Origin of the sequence: Thalassospira sp. TSL5-1 (genome assembly GCF_001907695.1) — a bacterium.
Classification (GTDB): Bacteria; Pseudomonadota; Alphaproteobacteria; order Rhodospirillales; family Thalassospiraceae; genus Thalassospira.
This window is the reverse complement of the sequence record NZ_KV880638.1, coordinates 621,058-642,482: the sequence shown is the minus strand read 5'-3', so window position 1 is coordinate 642,482 and position 21,425 is coordinate 621,058. Positions and strand designations below refer to the sequence as shown.

Annotated in this window: 25 protein-coding genes; 4 read left to right on the top strand and 21 right to left on the bottom strand. The window is 54.1% G+C overall.

What is annotated here, in order from left to right:
* The first annotated feature begins 23 nt into the window (after positions 1-23).
* The 3 genes from LF95_RS12435 to LF95_RS12425 all read left to right on the top strand — a co-directional run bounded on the left by LF95_RS12435 (position 24) and on the right by LF95_RS12425 (position 3,166).
* On the top strand, positions 24-1,163 hold the full coding sequence (locus tag LF95_RS12435; protein WP_073955426.1) for an S-(hydroxymethyl)glutathione dehydrogenase/class III alcohol dehydrogenase: 1,140 nt from the start codon (positions 24-26) through the stop codon (positions 1,161-1,163).
* Positions 1,164-1,223: 60 nt separating this feature from the next.
* Entirely contained in the window at positions 1,224-2,075 is an 852-nt protein-coding gene (gene fghA, locus LF95_RS12430) for an S-formylglutathione hydrolase (RefSeq protein WP_073955425.1), read from the top strand.
* A 179-nt stretch (positions 2,076-2,254) separates the two neighbouring features.
* The gene (locus tag LF95_RS12425; protein WP_073956241.1) at positions 2,255-3,166 is read left to right on the top strand and encodes a hypothetical protein; all 912 of its coding nucleotides are present in this window, start codon (positions 2,255-2,257) and stop codon (positions 3,164-3,166) included.
* Between the two features lie 3 nt (positions 3,167-3,169).
* Here the strand turns inward: LF95_RS12425 and LF95_RS12420 are convergent, their stop codons facing one another.
* The 21 genes from LF95_RS12420 to LF95_RS12320 form a co-directional block, all read right to left on the bottom strand.
* Positions 3,170-3,778, bottom strand: a complete 609-nt coding sequence (locus LF95_RS12420; protein WP_073955424.1) for an energy-coupling factor transporter transmembrane component T family protein — start codon at positions 3,776-3,778, stop codon at positions 3,170-3,172.
* Complete coding sequence (locus LF95_RS12415; RefSeq protein ID WP_073955423.1) at positions 3,775-4,449, bottom strand: energy-coupling factor ABC transporter ATP-binding protein; 675 nt, start codon at positions 4,447-4,449, stop codon at positions 3,775-3,777. The genes LF95_RS12420 and LF95_RS12415 overlap by 4 nt, the downstream gene beginning before the upstream one ends.
* Before the next feature lie 73 nt (positions 4,450-4,522).
* Entirely contained in the window at positions 4,523-5,068 is a 546-nt protein-coding gene (locus tag LF95_RS12410) for a biotin transporter BioY (protein ID WP_073955422.1), read from the bottom strand.
* Between the two features lie 161 nt (positions 5,069-5,229).
* The gene (locus LF95_RS12405; RefSeq protein WP_143182030.1) at positions 5,230-5,562 is read right to left on the bottom strand and encodes a hypothetical protein; all 333 of its coding nucleotides are present in this window, start codon (positions 5,560-5,562) and stop codon (positions 5,230-5,232) included.
* A 53-nt stretch (positions 5,563-5,615) separates the two neighbouring features.
* The gene (locus LF95_RS12400; RefSeq protein WP_073955420.1) at positions 5,616-6,050 is read right to left on the bottom strand and encodes a hypothetical protein; all 435 of its coding nucleotides are present in this window, start codon (positions 6,048-6,050) and stop codon (positions 5,616-5,618) included.
* Between the two features lie 244 nt (positions 6,051-6,294).
* Complete coding sequence (locus LF95_RS22810; protein ID WP_143182029.1) at positions 6,295-6,546, bottom strand: hypothetical protein; 252 nt, start codon at positions 6,544-6,546, stop codon at positions 6,295-6,297.
* A gap of 263 nt (positions 6,547-6,809) precedes the next feature.
* Entirely contained in the window at positions 6,810-7,055 is a 246-nt protein-coding gene (locus tag LF95_RS12390) for a hypothetical protein (protein ID WP_073956240.1), read from the bottom strand.
* 226 nt (positions 7,056-7,281) lie between these two features.
* Positions 7,282-7,800 (bottom strand): hypothetical protein, encoded by a 519-nt coding sequence (locus LF95_RS12385; protein WP_143182028.1) that lies wholly within the window; start codon positions 7,798-7,800, stop codon positions 7,282-7,284.
* A gap of 134 nt (positions 7,801-7,934) precedes the next feature.
* Positions 7,935-8,552, bottom strand: a complete 618-nt coding sequence (gene ureG, locus LF95_RS12380; RefSeq protein ID WP_073955417.1) for an urease accessory protein UreG — start codon at positions 8,550-8,552, stop codon at positions 7,935-7,937.
* Positions 8,549-9,271, bottom strand: a complete 723-nt coding sequence (locus tag LF95_RS12375; RefSeq protein ID WP_073955416.1) for an urease accessory protein UreF — start codon at positions 9,269-9,271, stop codon at positions 8,549-8,551. The genes ureG and LF95_RS12375 overlap by 4 nt, the downstream gene beginning before the upstream one ends.
* Positions 9,261-9,869, bottom strand: coding sequence for an urease accessory protein UreE (locus tag LF95_RS12370; RefSeq protein ID WP_073955415.1), 609 nt, complete (start codon positions 9,867-9,869; stop codon positions 9,261-9,263). The genes LF95_RS12375 and LF95_RS12370 overlap by 11 nt, the downstream gene beginning before the upstream one ends.
* A gap of 12 nt (positions 9,870-9,881) precedes the next feature.
* Positions 9,882-11,591, bottom strand: coding sequence for an urease subunit alpha (ureC, locus tag LF95_RS12365; RefSeq protein ID WP_073955414.1), 1,710 nt, complete (start codon positions 11,589-11,591; stop codon positions 9,882-9,884).
* Positions 11,592-11,593: 2 nt separating this feature from the next.
* Complete coding sequence (locus tag LF95_RS12360) at positions 11,594-11,905, bottom strand: urease subunit beta (protein WP_073955413.1); 312 nt, start codon at positions 11,903-11,905, stop codon at positions 11,594-11,596.
* Positions 11,906-11,921: 16 nt separating this feature from the next.
* Positions 11,922-12,224 carry an urease subunit gamma gene (locus LF95_RS12355; protein ID WP_073955412.1) on the bottom strand — a complete coding sequence of 101 codons (303 nt, stop codon included), beginning with the start codon at positions 12,222-12,224 and terminating at the stop codon, positions 11,922-11,924.
* A gap of 38 nt (positions 12,225-12,262) precedes the next feature.
* On the bottom strand, positions 12,263-13,168 hold the full coding sequence (locus LF95_RS12350; RefSeq protein ID WP_073955411.1) for an urease accessory protein UreD: 906 nt from the start codon (positions 13,166-13,168) through the stop codon (positions 12,263-12,265).
* Between the two features lie 248 nt (positions 13,169-13,416).
* Positions 13,417-14,112: an urea ABC transporter ATP-binding subunit UrtE gene (gene urtE, locus LF95_RS12345; RefSeq protein WP_073955410.1), complete on the bottom strand. Its 696-nt coding sequence runs from the start codon at positions 14,110-14,112 to the stop codon at positions 13,417-13,419.
* A gap of 2 nt (positions 14,113-14,114) precedes the next feature.
* Complete coding sequence (gene urtD / locus LF95_RS12340) at positions 14,115-14,903, bottom strand: urea ABC transporter ATP-binding protein UrtD (RefSeq protein WP_252509806.1); 789 nt, start codon at positions 14,901-14,903, stop codon at positions 14,115-14,117.
* A gap of 2 nt (positions 14,904-14,905) precedes the next feature.
* Positions 14,906-16,102 (bottom strand): urea ABC transporter permease subunit UrtC, encoded by a 1,197-nt coding sequence (gene urtC, locus LF95_RS12335; protein WP_073955409.1) that lies wholly within the window; start codon positions 16,100-16,102, stop codon positions 14,906-14,908.
* Positions 16,103-16,105: 3 nt separating this feature from the next.
* Positions 16,106-17,770 carry an urea ABC transporter permease subunit UrtB gene (gene urtB / locus LF95_RS12330; protein WP_168173698.1) on the bottom strand — a complete coding sequence of 555 codons (1,665 nt, stop codon included), beginning with the start codon at positions 17,768-17,770 and terminating at the stop codon, positions 16,106-16,108.
* Between the two features lie 141 nt (positions 17,771-17,911).
* On the bottom strand, positions 17,912-19,189 hold the full coding sequence (urtA, locus tag LF95_RS12325; RefSeq protein ID WP_073955408.1) for an urea ABC transporter substrate-binding protein: 1,278 nt from the start codon (positions 19,187-19,189) through the stop codon (positions 17,912-17,914).
* A 206-nt stretch (positions 19,190-19,395) separates the two neighbouring features.
* Entirely contained in the window at positions 19,396-20,370 is a 975-nt protein-coding gene (locus LF95_RS12320; protein ID WP_073956237.1) for a LysR family transcriptional regulator, read from the bottom strand.
* 123 nt (positions 20,371-20,493) lie between these two features.
* On the opposite strand from LF95_RS12320, the gene LF95_RS12315 reads away from it, so the two are divergent.
* Positions 20,494-21,405: an MBL fold metallo-hydrolase gene (locus LF95_RS12315; RefSeq protein WP_083607667.1), complete on the top strand. Its 912-nt coding sequence runs from the start codon at positions 20,494-20,496 to the stop codon at positions 21,403-21,405.
* The last annotated feature ends 20 nt before the right edge of the window (positions 21,406-21,425 follow it).

Below are 21,425 nucleotides of genomic sequence, written 5' to 3'. Positions count from 1 at the left end.
CGCTGGTCTGAAAAGGATTTACCATGACTGCACAAACCATCACCTGCAAAGCCGCCATTGCCTGGGAAGCGGGCAAGCCGCTGTCGATTGAAGAAGTTCAGGTTGCGCCGCCCAAGGCCGGTGAAGTGCGCATCAAACTGACCGCCACCGGCGTTTGCCACACCGATGCCTTCACCCTGTCGGGCGATGATCCCGAAGGCATTTTCCCGGCCATTCTGGGCCATGAAGGCGGCGGCGTTGTGGAATCGATTGGTGAAGGTGTGACAAGTGTTGCCGTGGGCGACCATGTTATTCCGCTTTACACGCCGGAATGTGGCGAATGCAAATTCTGCAAATCGGGCAAAACCAACCTGTGCAGCAAAATCCGCGAAACCCAGGGCAAAGGCCTGATGCCCGATGGCACCACACGCTTTTCGCAAAACGGCAAACCGATTTTCCATTATATGGGCTGCTCGACCTTTTCCGAATATACCGTTCTGCCGGAAATTTCGGTCGCCAAAGTCAATAAGGCCGCCCCACTGGAGGAAGTCTGCCTGCTCGGTTGTGGTGTGACCACCGGCATGGGCGCGGCCACCAACGCGGCCAAAGTGAAAAAGGGCGATACCGTTGCCATCTTTGGCCTGGGTGGTATTGGTCTGTCGGCGATTATCGGCTGCCAGATGGCAGGTGCGGAACGCATTCTTGCCATCGACATTAACGAAAAGAAGTTTGATCTGGCCAAGCAGTTGGGGGCAACCGACTGCATCAACCCGAAAAACTTCGACAAGCCGATCCAGCAGGTCATTGTTGATATGACTGATGGCGGCGTTGATTACAGCTTTGAATGTATCGGCAATGTCAATGTCATGCGCTCTGCGCTGGAATGCTGCCACAAGGGCTGGGGTGAATCGGTGATTATCGGTGTAGCCGGGGCCGGGCAGGAAATTTCCACCCGTCCGTTCCAGCTTGTCACCGGGCGCGTCTGGCGCGGCACCGCCTTTGGCGGGGTCAAGGGCCGTTCCGAACTGCCGACCTATGTGGAACGGTATCTGGCGGGTGAATTCAAACTGTCGGACTTCATCACCCACACCATGCCACTTGAAGAAATCAATCATGCCTTTGATCTGATGCACGAAGGCGAAAGCATTCGCAGCGTCATCCATTATGCACCGGCTGCCAAATAAGTCGCCGAAACAACGGGCCGGAAACCTTTTTCCGGCCCGAACGCATATCTGGAGGATAAAATGAGCATCGAAAACATTTCCAGCGCCAAAAGTTTCGGCGGCTGGCATAAACAATACAGCCACAAATCATCGACCCTTGGCTGTGACATGCGCTTTGCCATTTACCTGCCGCCCCAGGCAGGTAACGGCACCACGGTCCCGGTGATGTATTGGCTATCGGGCCTGACCTGCACGGATGAAAATTTCATGCAAAAGGCGGGTGCGCACCGCATTGCTGCCGAACTGGGCATTGCCATTGTCGCGCCCGATACCAGCCCGCGCGGCGACCATGTGCCCGATGATGAAAACGAAGCCTATGATTTTGGCAAGGGGGCCGGTTTTTACGTGAATGCCACCCAGGAACCCTGGCGGCAAAATTACCGGATGTATGATTATATCCTGTCAGAACTCCCGGCCCTGATTGCCGAACATTTCCCGGTCAATGACAATACCGTCATTTCCGGCCATTCCATGGGCGGACATGGTGCCCTGATGATGGCATTGCGTAACCCTGGCAAGTTTCGCTCCGTCACCGCCTTTTCGCCTATCTGCAACCCGGTCAATGTGCCCTGGGGCCAAAAGGCGTTTGAAAACTATCTCGGCCCCAAACAGGCCGACTGGGCCGAATATGACAGCTCGATGCTCATGAGCACCGCCCAACCCACCGCCTTCACCCCCGCCCTGGTTGACCAGGGCGATGCCGATGGCTTCCTCAAAGACCAGCTTAAACCCGAAACGCTGGAACAGGCCGCCAAAAACAGCGGCTACCCGCTGACGCTCCGCATGCAGGAAGGCTATGATCACAGCTACTATTTCATCGCCAGCTTCATCGAAGACCATATCCGGTTTCATGCGAAGCATTTGGGGCTTTAATAGCACCAAATGGTCACACAAACAATTGAGCATGCTTGTTATTATTCTAGTGGCAACAAGCAAAGAATATATCGAGCATGCTCATTTCCTTGAAAATAAAACTACATAAATCACAATATCACTTTACATATTACTCCTTCACCGAGATCATATGTTTTGGCCTGATAAGAGGGAAAAGCATGAACAGCAACTCAAAAACACCAGAGCAATACAGCCTAGATCTTGGAATAGAAATCGAAAAAGATATCGGCGGAATTGAAATGGGAGTCCTGCAAAACGGCATCCCATACCTCACTCAAAGAGGAATTGCTAATATTTCTGGAGCAGCAAGAGCGACGATATTCGAAATAACTCAAGAATGGGAAGATAAATTTAACGACCCAATCCTCGACAAAGGAAGAAATTCATTTTTTAAAGACTACTTGTTTAAAAATGGCTATAAAGAAAACAGATTATTTATAGAAATTTCTCGAAATGGCTCCCCATACTACGCTTATCCAGACGTAGTTTGCATGGCATTCATCGAGTATTTTGCCTTTGAATCACAGTACGCTAACCAGATAGCGATGGAGAACTATCGAAGACTAGCACGATTAGGTCTAGAAAAATTTATATACAATGCGTTAAATTACTCTCCAGAAGACAAATGGAAGTACTTCAACGACAGAGTATCAATACTACAAGACAGTGCACCACCAGAACACTTCACCCTTTTCTCAGAAACAACGGGCTTAGCTGTTGACTTAATTAACGCGAGCTTAGTCGTAAACGACAAGACTTTACCTGACATTAGCGTGGGGTTAGCATGGGGTAAATATTGGAATGACAACAAATTATCCAAGACGTTTGGGGAACGGATAAAATACAGCCACAATTTTCCTTCCTATTACCCACAAGCTGCCAGCAACCCTCAAAGTCCTTGGGCTTATCCAGACGCAGCATTGCCCTTATTTCGCAAATGGTTTCGGAACGAGTATCTCCCAACAAAATTCCCTAAATACATTTTATCAAAAGCAGACAGTCTTAAAGGCGGAAAAACGGAAGCAGCACAAATTGCCTCTCTGTACGAAAATAAAAAAACATTAAAATAACTGTCAATCGGGATCATAACTCCGTGCCTCAATCGCATCGGCGACGTCATCGGCCATTTTAAGGGTGCGGATGATCAGTGGCACGGTCAGGGCCAGCATGTTGCGATTCAGCCCCCGCGCCTTTTGCGCCTCGCGCACATCATGGGAAACGCTGGCAATAACGGGAATAAAGCGCAGCACCAGCGAAAAGGCCAGGCCGACCTTTTCCGGGTTAACACCGACAAAGCGTAGCGGCTGCATGGCGCGTTCCAGGGCTTCGAGCATTACCGAAACCCGCGTTGTCAGCGTTACAAGGGCAGCAAACAGCACAACGATGGCAAGGCGCGTGACCACCACAAGGCCTGCCTGCCAGTCATTTAGCCAAAGCTGCACGGCGAAGAACACGACAAGCAACCACAATAAGGGCCGGATTTGCGCCCATAAAATTTGCGGTGAAAACCGCGCCAGCCCATACAGGCCAATAACAACCGCCAATATGCCCAGCAGAATTTGCCAGCTAGGAATCACAAACACCGCCGTGCCCAGCGCCACAAGGGCGAGCACCTTAAACCCGGCAGGCATCCGATGGAGCAGCGAGGCGCGATCCTGATACAGGCCGCTGGCAACGTTCATGACATCAGATCCACATAAAAAGGCAGCGCCTTTTGTGGCACATCGTCACACACCACCTGCCCCTGATCGATCACCAGAATGCGGTCATAATCGGCCAGAAGGTCGAGATCATGCGAGACCATAATCACCTGCTGGTCCAGTGCCGCAATCGCCTGTGCTACCCGGTTGCGATTGCGCAAATCGAGCAATGTGGTGGGCTCGTCAAACACAATGCAGGCGGGTTCCATGATCAAAACACCACAAATTGCCAAAAGCTGCTTTTGCCCGCCACTTAACTGGTGGCTGGGATGGGTGCGATAGGCGCCAAGATCATAGCGCGCCAGCATGGCATCAATCCGGCGGCTGACGTCATCCTTGGGCAGTTTCAGGGGTTTCAGGCCAAAGGCAAGGTCTTCCTCGACCACGGGAAAGACGATCTGATTATCCGGGTTTTGAAACACAAAGCCGACACGGGCACGCACCTTGCGACCCTCGCTGGCAGTATCAAGGCCATCAACCAGTACTTTGCCGGAACTTGGCACCAGAAGCCCGTTGAGTAATCGCGCCAGCGTGCTTTTGCCCGATCCATTGGCACCCACAATGCCAATCCGGCGTTCCCCCAATGACAGGGAGATGTCCGTTAACACGCTTTGCACCCCGTAACGCAGGGTGACATTCTGCAATTCGATCATTGGCCTCTCATATTCCGCCCAGCAAAAAGCCGCCTGTAGTCATCCCACAGGCGGCGCAATTAAAGCACGCATATCAGGCGGGCGAAACCAGCGGATAAGCCCGGCGCACCGCAAGGGCCGCCCCCGTGGCAACAAAAACCTTCAGGGCATCGCCAATCAGAAACGGTGCCGCCCCCACCGTGGCTTTCCAATAGGAAATATCAACCGCCACCGCAACCCAGGCATTTCCCAGCGCGTAAAGCACGACAATACCGCCGAAGCCAATAATCGCCGCCGTGTTCACCACATTCAGGCGATCCCAAAATTTTTCGATCAGATAGCCAATGACAAAGGCCGACACGGCCCAGCCCAGCATGAAACCGCCCGTCGGCCCCAGAAACACGCCAAAGCCACCGCGCCCACCGGCCAACAGCGGCAAACCCAGAGCGACCAGAACCAAAAACAGCACCACAGAAAGCCCGCCACGCCGCGCCCCCAAAATCGCCCCGGCCAGCATCGGCGCAAGCGACTGTGCAGTAATAGGAACACCCGTCACGGGCAGGGTGAAGGGCGGAAACAGCCCCAAAACAGCCATCAGCGCCGCAAACAGCGCGATATAAACAATGTCCCTGGTCTTCATCCTGATCCCTCACGTTCGGGTCATCAATCTCAGCAGCAAGGGATAGCGGCAAATCGCGGGTTTTCCAAGGAAAATGAAGCTGCGCGATTTTTACGCTCGACGGCACCAAACCAGGGAATTGGCCCCTTATTTGAGAGCACAATATGTTTCCCCATCAATGTCTACAAACGATCAAGGTAATTTTTTGTTTTAGAAACAAGATCCTGTATATTTTCCCAAGCATCAGGATTCACATTCATTTCCCTCTCGGCCGCCTTGTTCAAAACCTCCATAAACGCGGCAAAGCCAAGGCGAACCTCTTCGTTACTGGAATATTCCCAGAACTCGATATACTTGTAATCCTGAACAGTACCGTCTTCATCCTCGACAATATCAGACGGAAAAAAACACGTCATATCCTCTGGATTATACCCCAGACCCTTTGAAAAATCGCCAAGTGCCACCATGAATTCTTTATGGTTCAGTCTATTAAAAAATGCTTCAAAAGGGTACATGTTAAAATTCAACCCAAGGCGCTCAATACCAAAAAATTTAATTCAGATAACAATCAATCCAATGTAACATAGACAGCTTCATCGTTATCTACGATAACGCGCGCCCACCCCTTTCCCAGGTCTTTCCGGTCTGATATTATTAAATTCCAATTTTGCGCAACTTTGCTAGCGATTGAAACCGCTTCGCTGGTTTCAATTCCTTCAAAAATATCTGAAATTCCAACCAGATTCATCCAAACCTGAATGTCCTTACCTGAACGCCCTGCAGAAACATGCTCTTGATAGTTTTCATCAGAGAAAATTAAATTTAAAAACAGATATCCATCCACCTCCTTAAAAGACGGGCAAATCAAATCCAAAAAACAAAAAGCCAAATCAAAACTTAATTTTTCATTTAAGAATGTTGCATGTATATAGTCCAATTCATCGAAAGACACATCGGAGTTCAATTCTTTATATGCTAAATATGACATATCACTAACTGCCATCACTTGTATCCTTTTGGAATTTCTTCCGGCTTGACGACTAGGCTATGCGCCTCATCTTTCTAACACATCATCAAAACCTTTAAATAATTTCGTAGAAAACCCTTTCAAGATGAATCAATGAAATATTTTATTTCAAAGGTTATCTCAAAATAAACCTTTAGGGCATCCACCAAAATTATCTTAAATCCCAGACAATCTCCGCTCCAGATCCAGCCCAATTTTACGGACTAACTCCTCGCTTTCCTTACTTACTGATGGCAACGATCATATTCCCATAAGGATCGTCATGTTGCAGCTCAAAATCGCACCCTTCAGAACTAAGTATCCAACGCCGTGCGTCAGGCCCATCTATTTCTTCCAAAACTTCAACGTTATATTCATTCTTCAGGAACTGAACAAGCTTGTTGAAACCAGCTCGATCAGAAATCGCGCACACATCCACTCTAAGAAAATAATTATATTCTTCCCAAAAGGTGACATTTTTCACATTTGACATATTTATTTTACCTTAACTAAGGCCAATGCGAATTTCTATTTTCTAGTTCACTCCGACACTCTCCACCAAAATCGCAACTGAAGCGCGTTACCGGATAAAAAAATTATAATATCAGATCGCGGATCAACCAACAGCTGGGTAAAGCTATTTATCATCATCAACAATCACTCGCGCAGAGCCTTTTCTCAATTCCAATTACGTAAAATATTATTGTAAAATCTCCTTTCTTTCAATTTACCGATCCTTATGATCTCTTCACGATATCAAACCTCTATTTCATCAAGAATCTTTTGTAGCTTTTCCGGGTCCGCTACGCTTCCAAAGTAATATTCTTTTCCACCATCTTCTCTTAAATCTTGCGGTGATTTCATTTCATATAAAACGTCATACTTGTCGGAAAGAAGATCCTCCAAAGCATCAGCGTCATTCCACACTGAAACTCGGATATAAGGCCCTGACAATTCGTCAAAGAAAACGACAATTCTCTCGCCAGTCTTAGAATCTATCATCGCAATCACCAATCAATGCTATCAAACCATTCCAACTCTTCTTTTGTTGGATCTCTTTTAATACCCATTTTATCCAGAGCGCCTTCAAAGCGCTTTGGCCAAGTTCGATCCGGCTTATATGGGTTTATTCCCGTCTATTTGGGAACCTTCGTAAATGTCAGCTCAAACTTTTCTTCCATCGACATTGTTGCTACATTGCGCCCCTTCAATGTCGAGAGGACGGGCGTCAAACGGTGTTTGATTTTTTCGGGAGCGGTTGCGCTAGCCCGGCGCTCATCCGCAATTTCAAGCACCAACCAGGTGCCTTGGGCGACAATGCGGCCAACATCACGTGCCATATCCAGGTCATTGCGCGGCACCATGGTGCCGCGCAATGACCTGGATAGGCGCTATAGCTGCGGACCCGATCCGCAATAGTTTGCGGGTCTTCAATGCTACCGCAGGTTTTGGCGTCAAAGCGGTTTAGCTGGCCGAAGCTGAGGCGGCGACCAATCAGCAGGATCGCGCCATTGCCGCGCAATTCAACAATTTCTGTGGGGCCTAACACATCCTTCTCCTGACAGGTCCAAACAACCGGCGGATGAACCGGACCGTTTAAGGCTACTGCCAGGGGTTGAGCAGCGTCTGGCGGAAAATTGCAGAATTGGCGATTTTTATAAAAACCCGGCAATGATTTGAAAACAAAAAAGTATTTCCATTCTTGCCGGAAATGGCACCGCCGCAAAACGGGCGGATTTTCGCCCACCCGGGCGGAAATCCGCCCGATGGCAGGAAAAATGGCCCGACTCACGTCCGGCGCACAAATAAACAAACACCCGACCGTTTCGGGTCGGGTGTTTGCTGAACTCCCATCATCTGCGATTTTCTGCTTGTTCTATGTCACGCAGCAGATTGACGGAGCCCCCCTGATTCGATGATAAAATTCTTCACATCCTCAAGACCTTCCATCGCCTTGAGATTGGTGAAAACGAATGGCCGGTCGCCACGCATTTTGCGTGCATCCCGGTCCATAACCGCCAGATCGGCCCCCACCAACGGGGCGAGATCGGTTTTATTGATAATCAAAAGGTCTGATCGGGTAATGCCCGGCCCGCCCTTGCGCGGAATTTTATCGCCTGCCGATACGTCAATCACGTAAATCGTGATGTCTGCGAGCTCCGGCGAAAAGGTGGCCGAGAGATTATCCCCGCCCGATTCAATAAAAATCGCCTCGAGCCCCGGATGTTTGGCCGACATATCCTCGACCGCCGCAAGATTGATCGAGGCATCCTCGCGAATGGCGGTATGCGGGCAGCCGCCGGTTTCCACCCCGGCAATGCGATCGGAGTCCAGCGCGCCCGAGCGTGTCATGAATTCAGCATCTTCGCGGGTGTAAATGTCGTTGGTAATTGCGGCGATGTTAAATTCATCGCGCATCGCCTTGCACAAACGTTCCAGCAATGCCGTTTTGCCTGAGCCAACCGGCCCGCCAATGCCAATACGAAGCGGTGACGTCATGATCGGAACAACCTTGTATATTGGGTTTCGTGTTTCATCGAGGTCCAATCCACCAAAGGCGCACAGGCCCCGATATCTTCCGGCTCGGTCGCAATAGCACGCTCAACCGCCATTTCGACCGCCTTTTCAAGGGCGGCCACCGCCCGGATGCCATCTGTCTGCCCCAACGGCACCAGACGCACCGCACTTGAAACCAGATTGGCCGCCATCGCGTGGAAAAACGCGGTGAGCGCACTGCGCAAATCAACGCCAATGCCCGCCGCCGCAATGCCAACCGCCACCGGATAGGACGGCAAACGGTCCACCCCGCGCAAGGACGCTGCCCAGCCGTCGAGCAACGGATCATCCCACACCTGGCTAACGGTGGAAACAAAGGCCCGCCCCTGCGCCGTTGCCTCCAGCGCCATTTCGGCCGTGCCCCTGCGGCAATCGGCATCGATGCCAATCTCGACCAGCGCATCCAGGTCACCCTGTTTTGCCGCTTCGTAAGCCTGGCAAAACAGCACCCCGTCGATCCGCCCGGCGCCAAAGGCCAGCACCCCTTCGATCCAGGCAATCACGCTGTCGCGGGTGTGAACCCGGCCATCCTCGATCGCATATTCAACACCATGCGAATAGGTATAAGCCCCGACCGGAAAAGACGGCCCCAGCCATGTCATCAGGCGCATCAACCCGGCCGGGTCAAGCTGCCCTGCCGGAGCGACTTCCTTAATGCTCATGCTTGCCCCCGCTTGCAGTATCCTGCGGATGGGCATGAGAATGGGAAGAGGCGTTTGCGTGTGCGTGGGAATGATCGTGCGGACGATCATCATCGTCAGCATGGGCGAAAAAATCGTGGTCATGGCCATGATGATGGCCGTGCTCGTGCGCATTGCCGCCCAGGCCGTGATAGGCCCCGCGTTCCGGGTCAAAGGGCGCGATTTCGGCATCCACCACACCGCCCAAGCCAATAATCATTTCGCGCAAAACATGGTCATGGACAATGCGCAAACGGCCATCCTTTAAAACCTGCATCGGCGTATGCCGGTTGCCAATATGCCAGGCCATGCGGGCCGTTGCCACCGGCCCGGCACAGGTAATGGTCATCACCGGTTCGGCGGCGGCGCGCACCACAATCACCCCGCCCTCCGCCAAACGCAAAAAATCGCCATCGCCCAAGCGCACCGCGTGTGGCAGATCGAGCAGAAAAGGGTCGCCAGCATCATCCATCAGCCGGAAACGGCGACGGTGGCGGTCGGCAAAGGCCAGCGTCACCGTCCCGCGCAGTTCGGCGGCAGATGTTTGCCCAACGGGGATATGTTCAATCGCGCGCCGCATGAAAACCGATCCTTAAAACAGGAAATAACGCTGTGCCATCGGCACTTCGGTGGCCGGTTGGCAGGTGAGATGCACGCCATCGGCATGGACCTGATAGGTTTCCGGGTCCACATCAATTTTTGGCAGGGCATCATTGAGCTTCATGTCCTTTTTGCCAATATTGCGGGTGTTGGAAACCGCCAGCAATTGCCGTTGCAGGCCAAATTCGGCGGCAATACCCGCATCAATCCCGGCCTGGGAGGCAAAAGTAAAGCACGATTGCGTTAATGCCCGGCCATAGGCGCCAAACATCGGGCGATAATGCACCGGCTGCGGTGTCGGGATTGACGCATTGGGGTCGCCCATGGCGGCCCCCATAATCATGCCGCCCTTTAAAATCATGTCGGGTTTGACGCCAAAGAACATCGGCTTCCACACCACCAGATCGGCGATTTTACCCACCTCGATCGAGCCAACATGGCGCGAAATGCCCTGCGCAATTGCCGGATTAATGGTGTATTTGGCGACATAGCGTTTGGCGCGGAAATTATCATTGCCCGGCCCGTCTTCGGGCAGGCTGCCGCGCTGTTTTTTCATTTTATCGGCCGTTTGCCAGGTACGGCAAATCACCTCGCCCACGCGGCCCATCGCCTGGCTGTCCGATGAAATGATCGAGAACGCGCCAAGGTCGTGCAAAATGTCTTCGGCGGCAATGGTTTCGCGGCGAATACGGCTTTCGGCAAAGGCCACATCTTCGGGAATTTTCGGATCGAGATGGTGACACACCATCAGCATATCCAAATGCTCGTCGATGGTATTGACCGTAAAGGGCCGGGTCGGGTTGGTGGAGCTGGGCAGCACATTGGCTTCGCCGCACAGCTTGATGATGTCGGGCGCATGGCCGCCACCGGCCCCTTCGGTATGGAAGGTATGGATGGTGCGGCCCTTGAACGCCGCCCGGCTATGTTCGACAAAGCCACTTTCATTAAGCGTATCGGTATGGATCATCACCTGCACGTCAAGGTCATCGGCAACCGACAGGCAGCTATCAATCGTGGCGGGGGTTGTGCCCCAATCCTCATGCAGTTTCAGGCCACAGGCACCGGCCTTGACCTGTTCGATCAGCGAAGCGGGCAGCGTGGCATTGCCCTTGCCAAAATAACCGACATTCACCGGCAGGCCATCAGCCGCCTGCAACATCCGGGCAATATGCCAGGGGCCGGGGGTGCAGGTGGTGGCATTGGTGCCCGCCGCCGGGCCGGTACCACCGCCCAGCATGGTGGTGACACCGGAATAAAGCGCCTCGTCGGCCTGCTGCGGGCAGATCCAGTGAATATGCGCATCAATGCCGCCTGCGGTAACGATATTGCCTTCCCCGGCAATCACCTCGGTCCCCGGACCAATAATAATATCCACATCGGGCTGAATATCCGGGTTCCCGGCCTTGCCAATGGCGGCAATGCGGCCATCGCGCAGGCCAATATCGGCCTTCACAATGCCCCAATAATCCAGGATCAGGGCATTGGTAATAACCGTATCAACCGCGCCCTCGGCACGCGATGCCTGGGATTGTCCCATGCCATCGCGGATAACCTTGCCGCCGCCAAATTTCACTTCCTCGCCATAGGTGGTGAAATCCTTTTCCACCTCGATGATCAGGTCGGTATCGGCCAGGCGCACCTTGTCGCCCACGGTCGGGCCAAACATGGCGGCATAGGACGGACGATCAATTTCATAAGCCATTTTCAGCCCCCCAACGCGCCATTGATTTTGCCATTAAACCCGTAAACCACGCCCTTGCCGGCATAGCGCACCAGTTGCACCTCGCGGGTTTGGCCCGGTTCAAACCGCACCGCACTGCCTGCGGGCACATCAAGGCGAAAGCCGCGGGCGGCCTCGCGGTCAAAATCAAGGCCGGGATTGGTTTCGTAAAAATGATAATGCGAGCCCACCTGCACCGGGCGATCGCCGGTGTTTGAGACGGTCAATGTCAAGGTTTCACGCCCGTCATTCAGGGTCAGGGTGCCAGAAGCCGTGATAATTTCACCAGGGATCATGATCTTGCCCTTCCTGTTAGCGAATGGGTTCGTGAACAGTCACCAGCTTGACCCCGTCGGGAAAAGTGGCTTCAACCTGAATTTCCGGGATCATTTCGGCAATGCCCTCCATCACCTGATCACGGGTGATCACCGTTGCCCCGTCGCGCATTAGATCGGCAACAGAAACCCCGTCACGCGCGCCTTCGACGACATAATCGGTAATCAGGGCAATGGCCTCGGGATAATTCAGCTTCACCCCGCGCTCCAGCCTGCGGCGCGCCACCATCGCGGCCATCGCGATCAGCAATTTGTCCTTTTCACGCGGCGTCAGGTTCATGACATCATCCCTTTTGCATTTAATGCTTTACGCATTGCTTAAATCTCCCACATGCGCGGCAGGCGGGCGGGCAGGTTATTCACCCGGTTGCGAAAGGCCGCCCACCAGATGCCATAGGCGCTGCGCAACCGCATGGGTTCGACCGCCAGCCACCGCACAATCACAATATTTGTCATTGCGGTAGCGGCGGCCAAAACGCCATCCCCCTGTTGCACAGCGCCCTCCAGGCACTCACGGGCCGTGCCCAGCGTTTCTTCGGCCCCCCGACCGACAAAAACCGCCGTCGCACTGGCCCGCGCCCCATTAAAACAGGCTGGATGATCCAGCACCGGTAAAATATCACCTTCAAGATGCAGCGCATCGCGCCAGACCGGGCGACCATCCAGCGACACATCCCAGGCATCGCGTGCCAGCCCGCGGGTAAAAACCTCACCCCGGGCGAGGCGGCCAAACACCATCATTTCCCCGGCCAGAACCCGGCCAGAACCCGAAACCGAAACCGACGTGGTGCGACGCAGACGCGCCCCGTCAAACAGGATGGTTTCCTGTGGCAGCCATTCCAGCCAGGAATGGTTATCGGCGGTTAGCGCCACCTGCATTTTGCCATCCGGCCCCAACGACCGGTAAACCTTCTCGGCAGCCTGGGCGGTAATGAGAAGGCGGGCATTTTCCCCCGTGCGCCCGGCAAATGAAAGCTGGTCGCCGCCGACCATGCCACCCGATGTTGTGGCCAGCACCGCCTGGCTGATATCGCCGGGCTGCGGGCGCGGAAACAGCATTTTCATTGGATCGCGGTAATAAAGATGATCCAGGCTGGAAGGCATATGGGAAACGGGTGCGGCCTTGAAGGCCACCTCGGCCCGGCCATCGGTCACGATTGGGCGCAGGGATGCCAGCATGGCAGCGTCATTGCGCGCAGAATTTTCAATCTTGCCGAGTTGCACGAACCCACCCAACGCCGTTTACCACTGTAAAACGCCCCGTGGCAGCCAATATTCAATCCTGAATTTACCATACAGGACCAACCATGCGCCACAGCACGTTTCACGAGTAAAAGCAAAATGCGGGCCAGAATCCCCGTTCATCACAATGTGCGGCAATGCGGGGCAATACCGGCCAATCTGACAGACAATGCACCCGCCACGTCACAACCACGCCCGCCCCCATTGTGCGAATTTTAGGCAAATGCTGATCAAACAGTCAGATAGCTGCGTACATTTTCACGCTCCAAGGCGTCCTTTTTGCCCGCCAGCACCACTTCACCGCGTTCCAGCACCACAATTTCATCGGCCAATTCATGAGCAAAATCAAAATATTGCTCGACCAGCAAAATCGCCATATCGCCCCGATCGGCCAACTGTTTGATCACGCGCTGAATATCCTTGATGATGGAGGGCTGAATCCCCTCTGTCGGTTCATCAAGCACAAGCAAGCGCGGGCGGGTCACAAGGGCACGACCAATGGCAAGCTGCTGTTGCTGCCCGCCCGAAAGGTCGCCCCCGCGCCGCCCCAGCATGTCGCGCAGGACGGGGAAAAGCTCGAATATTTCATCGGGGATATGCCGCATGGCACGCGGCAGGGCAGCAAAGCCGGTTTCAAGATTTTCCTTTACGCTCAGCAGTGGAAAAATCTCGCGCCCCTGGGGCACAATGGCAATACCGGCTGCCGAACGTTTCCAGGCCGGATCACGCGATATGTTTTTGCCTTCCCAAACAATATTACCGCCCGCAACCGGATGCTGCCCGACAACAGCGCGCATCAGCGATGTTTTCCCCACCCCATTGCGGCCCAAAACCGCCGTCACCCTGCCGGTTTCCGCCTGCAACGACACAGATCGCAACGCCTGGGAAGCCCCATAGAAAAGGTCGATATTTTCAACATTTAACATGATCAGCGCCCCAGATAGACTTCAATGACACGCGGGTCTTTTTGCACACTATCGAGCCGCCCTTCCGCCAGGACCGATCCTTCATGCAGCACGGTTACCTTGCAATCCAGGTCGCGGACAAATTCCATGTCATGTTCCACCACCACGACCGACCGGTTTTTGGCAATGTCGCGCAGCAAAATGGCCGTTTGCTCGGTTTCGGAATCCGTCATGCCCGCCACGGGTTCATCCACCAGCAGCAATTGGGGTTCCTGCATCAGCAACATGCCAATTTCCAGCCACTGCTTTTGCCCGTGCGACAGGTTTGCCGCCATCATATCGCGCAAATCCCCCAGGCGGATGGTGGCAAGGGTTTCCTCGATCCGCTGCTTTTCGCGGTTTGCCAGCCGGTGAAACAGCGCCTGAAACACCCCTCGCCCGCCCGAACAGGCCAGAAGCAGATTGTCAAACACCGTATGGCTTTCAAAAACGGTGGGTTTCTGAAACTTCCGCCCAATGCCCAAATTGGCAATGTCGGCTTCATCCAGTTTGGTCAGGTCCACGTCGCTTTTAAACAGCACATCGCCGCTATCGGGCCGGGTTTTACCGGTGATAATATCCATCATCGTGGTTTTGCCTGCCCCGTTAGGGCCGATAATGGCGCGAAGCTCCCCCGGTTCGACATAGAAGCTCAGGTTATTGAGCGCGCGAAAGCCATCAAACGTGACCGACACCCCATCGACATACAGGATGGTCGCAGCCTTTTCGCTTTGGATCATGCGGCTTTCTTCAACCAGTAAATCTTCTGCCATGCTCATGCTTTGCCCCCCTGATTGCCCCGCCAGGCTGCCAGCCTGTCACGCCAGCCGCCGGATGTACCCGATGCCCCGACAGCACCTGCCCCACCAAAGGCCGGGACCGCACCAATCACCCCCTTGGGCAAAAACAGGGTGACGGCAATAAACAACCCGCCCAGGAAAAACAGCCAGAAATCGGGCATCACGCCGGTAAAAAAGGTTTTGGCATAATTAACGATAAACGCGCCCAACACCGCGCCATACAATGTGCCGCGCCCGCCAACCGCGACCCAGATCACCACTTCGATACTGGCCGCCGGGGCAAATTCGCCGGGGTTGATGATGCCGATTTGCGGCACATAAAGCGCCCCGGCAATGCCCGCCATCACGGCCGAAACGGTAAAGACAAACAGTTTGTAATATTCCACCCGATAACCGGTAAAACGCACCCGGCTTTCGGCATCGCGAATGGCGATCAACACCTTACCCAGCCGGGACTGGGTAATCCCGCGCGACACCACATAACAAATCCCCAGCATGATGGCGGACGCCACCACCAGCACACAGCGCGTCTGGTCGGACTGCAAATCAAAGCCCAGAATATCCTTGAAATCCGTCAGGCCGTTATTGCCGCCAAACCCCATATCATTGCGGAAAAACGCCAGCAGCAGCGCATAGGTCATCGCCTGGGTAATGATGGAAAGATAAACCCCCGTCACACGCGACCGAAACGCCAAAAAGCCAAAGACAAAGGCCAGCAATCCCGGCACCAGCATCGCCATGATCACGGCAAAGCTGAAATGATCAAACCCGTACCAGTACCAGGGCAGTTCCTTCCAGTTTAGAAACACCATGAAATCGGGCAAAACCGGGTCGCCATAAACGCCGCGATCGCCGATCTGGCGCATCAGATACATGCCCATCGCATAGCCGCCCAGGGCAAAAAACGCCCCATGCCCCAGGCTGAGAATGCCGCAAAAACCCCAAATCAAATCAACGCTTAGGGCCAACAGCGCGTAACACAGATATTTACCCAACAGCCCCAGCATCCAGGTCGGCACATGAAAGGCCGACCCTTCGGGCACTACAAGGTTGCCGATGGGAATAAGGATGCAGCCCAGCAGCAAGATGCCCAGCAGGATCATCCCGCCCCGGTCCTGCAGCAACCAGCCCAGAACCGGCGTCATTTTATATTTCTGGCGATAGTCGGTCATGGATCAGGCCTCCACCGCGCGGCCCTTAAGGGCAAACAACCCTTTGGGACGTTTCTGGATAAACAGGATCAGTGCGACCAGAACAAAGATCTTCGCCAGCACCGCGCCTGCCGCGGGTTCCAGGAATTTATTGACAATCCCCAGGCTAAACGCGCCCAAAACCGTGCCCCACAAATTGCCAACACCGCCAAACACCACGACCATGAAACTATCGATGATATATCCCTGGCCCAGATTGGGGCTGACATTGTCAATCTGGCTGAGCGCGACACCGGCTATCCCGGCAATGCCAGAGCCCAAACCAAATGTCAGCGCATCAACAGTGCCGGTGCGAATACCGACGGAGCCCGCCATACGCCGGTTTTGCGTTACCGCGCGCATTTGCAGGCCAAAGGCGGTGTAACGCAGCACAAAGGCAATGCCGGCAACAACAATGACACTAAACAAAATGATCCACAGCCGGTTATAGGTCAGCACCAGGCCGGTTGAAAATTCGATGGCACCACTCATAAAATCCGGGGCAACAACCTGGCGGTTGCTGGCGCCAAAGAGGCTGCGAATGGCCTGCTGCAACATCAGGCTCAAACCCCAGGTTGCCAGCAGGGTTTCCAGCGGGCGACCATAAAGAAACCGGATAATCACCCGTTCAATCACGACACCTACCCCGCCCGAGACCAAAAACGCCATTGGCACCGCCACGGCCAGCGACCAGCCAATCCCGGCGGGCCAAAAGGCGGCAAAGGCCTGCTGCACCGCATAAGTGGTATAGGCGCCAATCATGATCATTTCGCCATGCGCCATATTGATCACCCCCATGACGCCAAAGGTGATGGCCAGCCCGACGGCCGCCAACAGCAGAACCGAGCCCAGGCTGATACCACGATACACATCCCCGGCGGTCTGCCACATTTGCAAACGCCCCTCGACCGAGGCCACCGCATCCTTCGCCGCCGCAACCACCTTGGGGTCGTAATTCTCGCTTTCGGCGGCATTAACAAATTGCAGCAGCACGGCACGAATTTGCGGGGTGGTCTGGCTGGCAAGAACATCAATCGCGTCAAGCCGTTCTTGCGACGTTTTTCCCGCTGCCAGCGCCATTGTCGCCTGTGCCAGTTCCATTCGCGCCAGAAGGTCCGGGTCTTCTTCGCGTTCGATGGCACGTTTCAAAAGCGGGGCTATTGCCGGGTCGCGAGAATCCATTATGGTTTCCACCGCTGTCCGGCGGGTTGCCAAATCCGGGCTAAACAAATTCAGGCTTGCCAGCGCATCGCGCAGCGCCCCGCGCAGCCGGTTGTTAATGCGAATTTTATCAAGATCGCGCGAGGCACTTTCGCCCGTTACCTTGCCGCTGACCACATCAATATGCTGCCAGACTTTGCCCTGCTTTTTGCCAATCACCACCCGGCCATCGGCCTTGCTGACATAAAGATCACCTTCCAGCATCGCCTGAAGCACAGGCACCGCACGCGGGTCACCATCGGCGGCTATTTTATCAATGACCTCAAGTTTCCTGTTCGAGCTTTTGCTATCAAGTTCTTCAACAATCTGGCGCAGTTCTTCATCGCTAAAGGCCCAGGCAGGCCGGGCGACCGACAGCACACACATCACGGCCAGCATGGCAACAATCGCCAACATCGACAAACAGGGCAGGGACTTATCTTGACGCATGATCAAAACCTTTGCATCGCGCATTCAAGGAAACAGGCATGCCGGAAAATTCAGCCAGACCGGCATGGCCTGACCGTAAAGCAGCAATAAAACGGGCCGGAATACACTCAAATTCTGGCGCATCCGGCCCGTCAGGTCCGATTAATATTTCGGTGTTTCGCAGTTGCCGCACACCCAGGGATAGGTCCAGTCCGCCGTCAGCTTTGCGCTTTCAGGAATGAAATCCGACCAGGAATCCCCCACGACCACGTCATCGGTGCTCCAGACGGTATCAAACTGGCCGTTATCCTGCACTTCGCCAATCAATACCGGCTTGGACAGGTAATGATTGGTATTCATCACGGCGACACCGCCGGTCAGGTTCGGCACTTTCTGGCCATACATGGCCTGGCGCACGGCATCCACATCGGTGGTGCCCGCCTGCTCAACGGCCTGTTTCCACATGGTAAAGCCAATATAGGTGGCTTCCATCGGGTCGTTGGTCACACGTTTTTCATCGCCAATATAGGCATGCCATTTTTTAATGAAGGCGGCATTGGCGTCGGTATCGACACTTTCAAAATAGTTCCACGCGGCCAGATGGCCGACCAGCGGGGCGGTATCAATCCCGGCCAGTTCCTCTTCACCGACCGAAAAGGCAACAACCGGAATGTCCTCTGCCTTGATGCCCTGGTTTGCCAGTTCCTTGTAGAACGGCACATTGGCATCACCATTGATGGTGGAAACCACAGCGGTTTTCTTGCCAGCAGAGGCAAAGGTTTTTACGTCGGCAACAATCGACTGCCAGTCGGAATGACCAAACGGCGTGTAATTTTCCATAATGTCTTCATCGGCGACACCCTTGCTGTGCAAATAGGCGCGCAGGATTTTGTTGGTCGTGCGCGGATAAACATAATCCGTCCCCAACAGGGCAAAACGCTGTGCGCCGCCGCCATCTTCGCTCATCAAATAATCCACAGCCGGGATCGCCTGCTGGTTGGGCGCAGCCCCGGTGTAAAACACATTGCGCGAGCTTTCCTCGCCCTCAAACTGGACCGGATAAAACAGAAGACCGTTATCTTCTTCAAAAACCGGCAGGACCGATTTGCGCGAAACCGACGTCCAGCAGCCAAAAACAGCGGCAACCTTGTCTTTTTCCAGAAGTTCACGCGCCTTTTCGGCAAAAAGCGGCCAATCGGATGCCGGATCCACCACAACGGCCTCGACCTTTTTACCCAGCAGACCGCCATTTTTATTAATATCATCCACCAGCATCAGGACGGTATCCTTCAGCGTGGTTTCCGAAATCGCCATCGTCCCCGAAAGAGAATGCAGAACGCCAATTTTAATCGTGTCATCAGCAGCCTGTGCAGGCGTCATCGCCATCGCAGACCACGCCAGCGCCCCCGCGCCAGCGATTGCCTGAAGCATCGTTTTCATTAGTAGCCTCCACTGCATGTTTTTTATTGCACCGCAGCAGCACTAGCCAAAACCATGCCAGATTTTGAAATTTTATGCTTTTTTGGCAAATCCGAAGGGATTCAACGCAATTTCCCGATAGCACAATCCAGTTCCGTAGAAAATTATTGCGCAACGCTTATTTGATGTGACTATTTTTCATTCAATTGATTTTTTATGACTGTTTTTTAATCAACCCTGAAGTGTTTCCCTTCATCCGACATATCCCCACCGGCACCCTCAACATCTTTCAGGCAGGCACGAATACAGGCCCGCAACCAGGACAGGGCCACGTCATGTTCGGTATGACTGGCCCAGACCATATGCGACGATGAAAACCCCGATCTTGCGGGGACCGGGCCAACCGTCAGGCCAAATTTGGCGGCATACAGGCGGGCAATCCTTGCGGGGACGGTGGCAATCAGGGGGGCCTGTGCCGCCACGGCCAGCAAGGGCAAAAAGGCCGGTGCGGCAAAACCAACATCAAGCACATGGCCGGTTGCGCGGTAAATTTCGCCAACGCATCCTGATATATCGCCCACTTGTGAAAACACGGCATGGCGGCCCGCAAAATAGGCCGCATCATCTAAGGCCCCCTTAAGGCCAATCAGATCGGAGCGAAAACAGCAACAGGCCTCTGCCTCAAACAGGCGCTCGCCCATAAACGCCCCTTGCGGAACATAGGGCACACCAACGGCCACATCAATCTCGCTGCGGCTTAGCAACTGCTCAACCGTTGCCAGGCTTAGATCGCGGGTCAAAATGCCAATATGGGGTGCCTTTTGCGCCAGATCGGCCATCAAAGCGGGCAAAAGCACCTGTGCCATTTCATCGGAAACACCAATGCGAAAAACCCGCTTTTCCGTTGACGGGTCAAAATGCAGGCCCACTTTCAGGGCAGCCTGGGCCTGATGCAGGGCCTCGCGTATGGGACCTGCCAGGCTTTGCGCCCGGGCGGTTGGCTGCATTTTCTGGCCCATACGCACAAAAAGATCGTCGCCCAATAACAGGCGCAGGGTTGCCAGGCTGTGGCTCATGGCGGGCTGGCCGATCCGCAGCTTTTCGGCCGCACGGGTCACACTGCCTTCGCTGATCAGCGCATCAAAGGCCACCAGCAAATTCAGGTCAAAGGACCGCAAATTGAAATGGTCGATGTTTTTCATTACCCGCATCGATTTGATTGATGATAATGGCAGATATACCCTGTTTGACACGAATTCAAAAGCATCAACCGCCCTGCCTGCCCCCTGCCAGCAGAAATCAAACAGATCAAACAGGAAACCATCATGGACGTTTCAGCCCATCACCCTGCCCGCCCCAATGCCGCCCCGGGATTTCACCTCACCCGGCAGGGTAACACCGCCATCATCGCCCTGTGTGATGGCAGCCTGCCCTTTCCGCTAGACAAGCTGTATCTGAACACCACGCCCGAACATGTGCGCGAAAGGCTAAGCGCACACCGGCAGGAACTGCCAGCGCCGGGGGCCTTTAACGCATTTTTGATTGTGCAACATAGCCACGTCATCCTGATTGATACCGGCAGCGGCGATTTGGGCGGCCCGGCGCTAGGCCAACTGGCGGGCAACCTTCAGGCGGCGGGATATCATCCTGATCAGGTCGATGATATTATCCTGACCCACCTGCATAGTGACCATTTTGGCGGGTTAATCCGCAACGGTGACATGGCATTTGCCAATGCCCGTGTGCATATCCCCAAACGCGATGCCGATTTTTTCCTGGACCCCGCGCAAATGGCAAAGGCACCCGCCCCCATGAAGCCGCATTTCAAAAATGCGATGGCCTGCATCACCCCCTATGCCGATGTCGGACGCGTTACCCTGTTTAATGATAACGAAGCCCCGCTTCCCGGCATTGCCCGCTCTGCTCTGCTGCCCGGCCATTCACCGGGGCATAGCGGCATTATCATTAAAACGGGGGCGAGTGATGTTTTCTGCTGGGGCGATATAATGCACGGTGACGTCCTTCAATTTGAAGACCCCGATATCGCCATTTGTTTTGATGTTGATGCCAGGGTCGCCATTAGCAGTCGCAAACAGGCCCTGGACCTGGCCGCGCAGAAAAACTGCCTGGTGGCAGGCAGCCACATTGCCTTTCCGGGCTTGGGCCATGTTTCGCGCCATCAACATGAAAATGCCTATTGCTGGCACCCGGTTGCTTTTGAAAACAGCCCTGAATAAGCCGCAAATACAAACAGGGA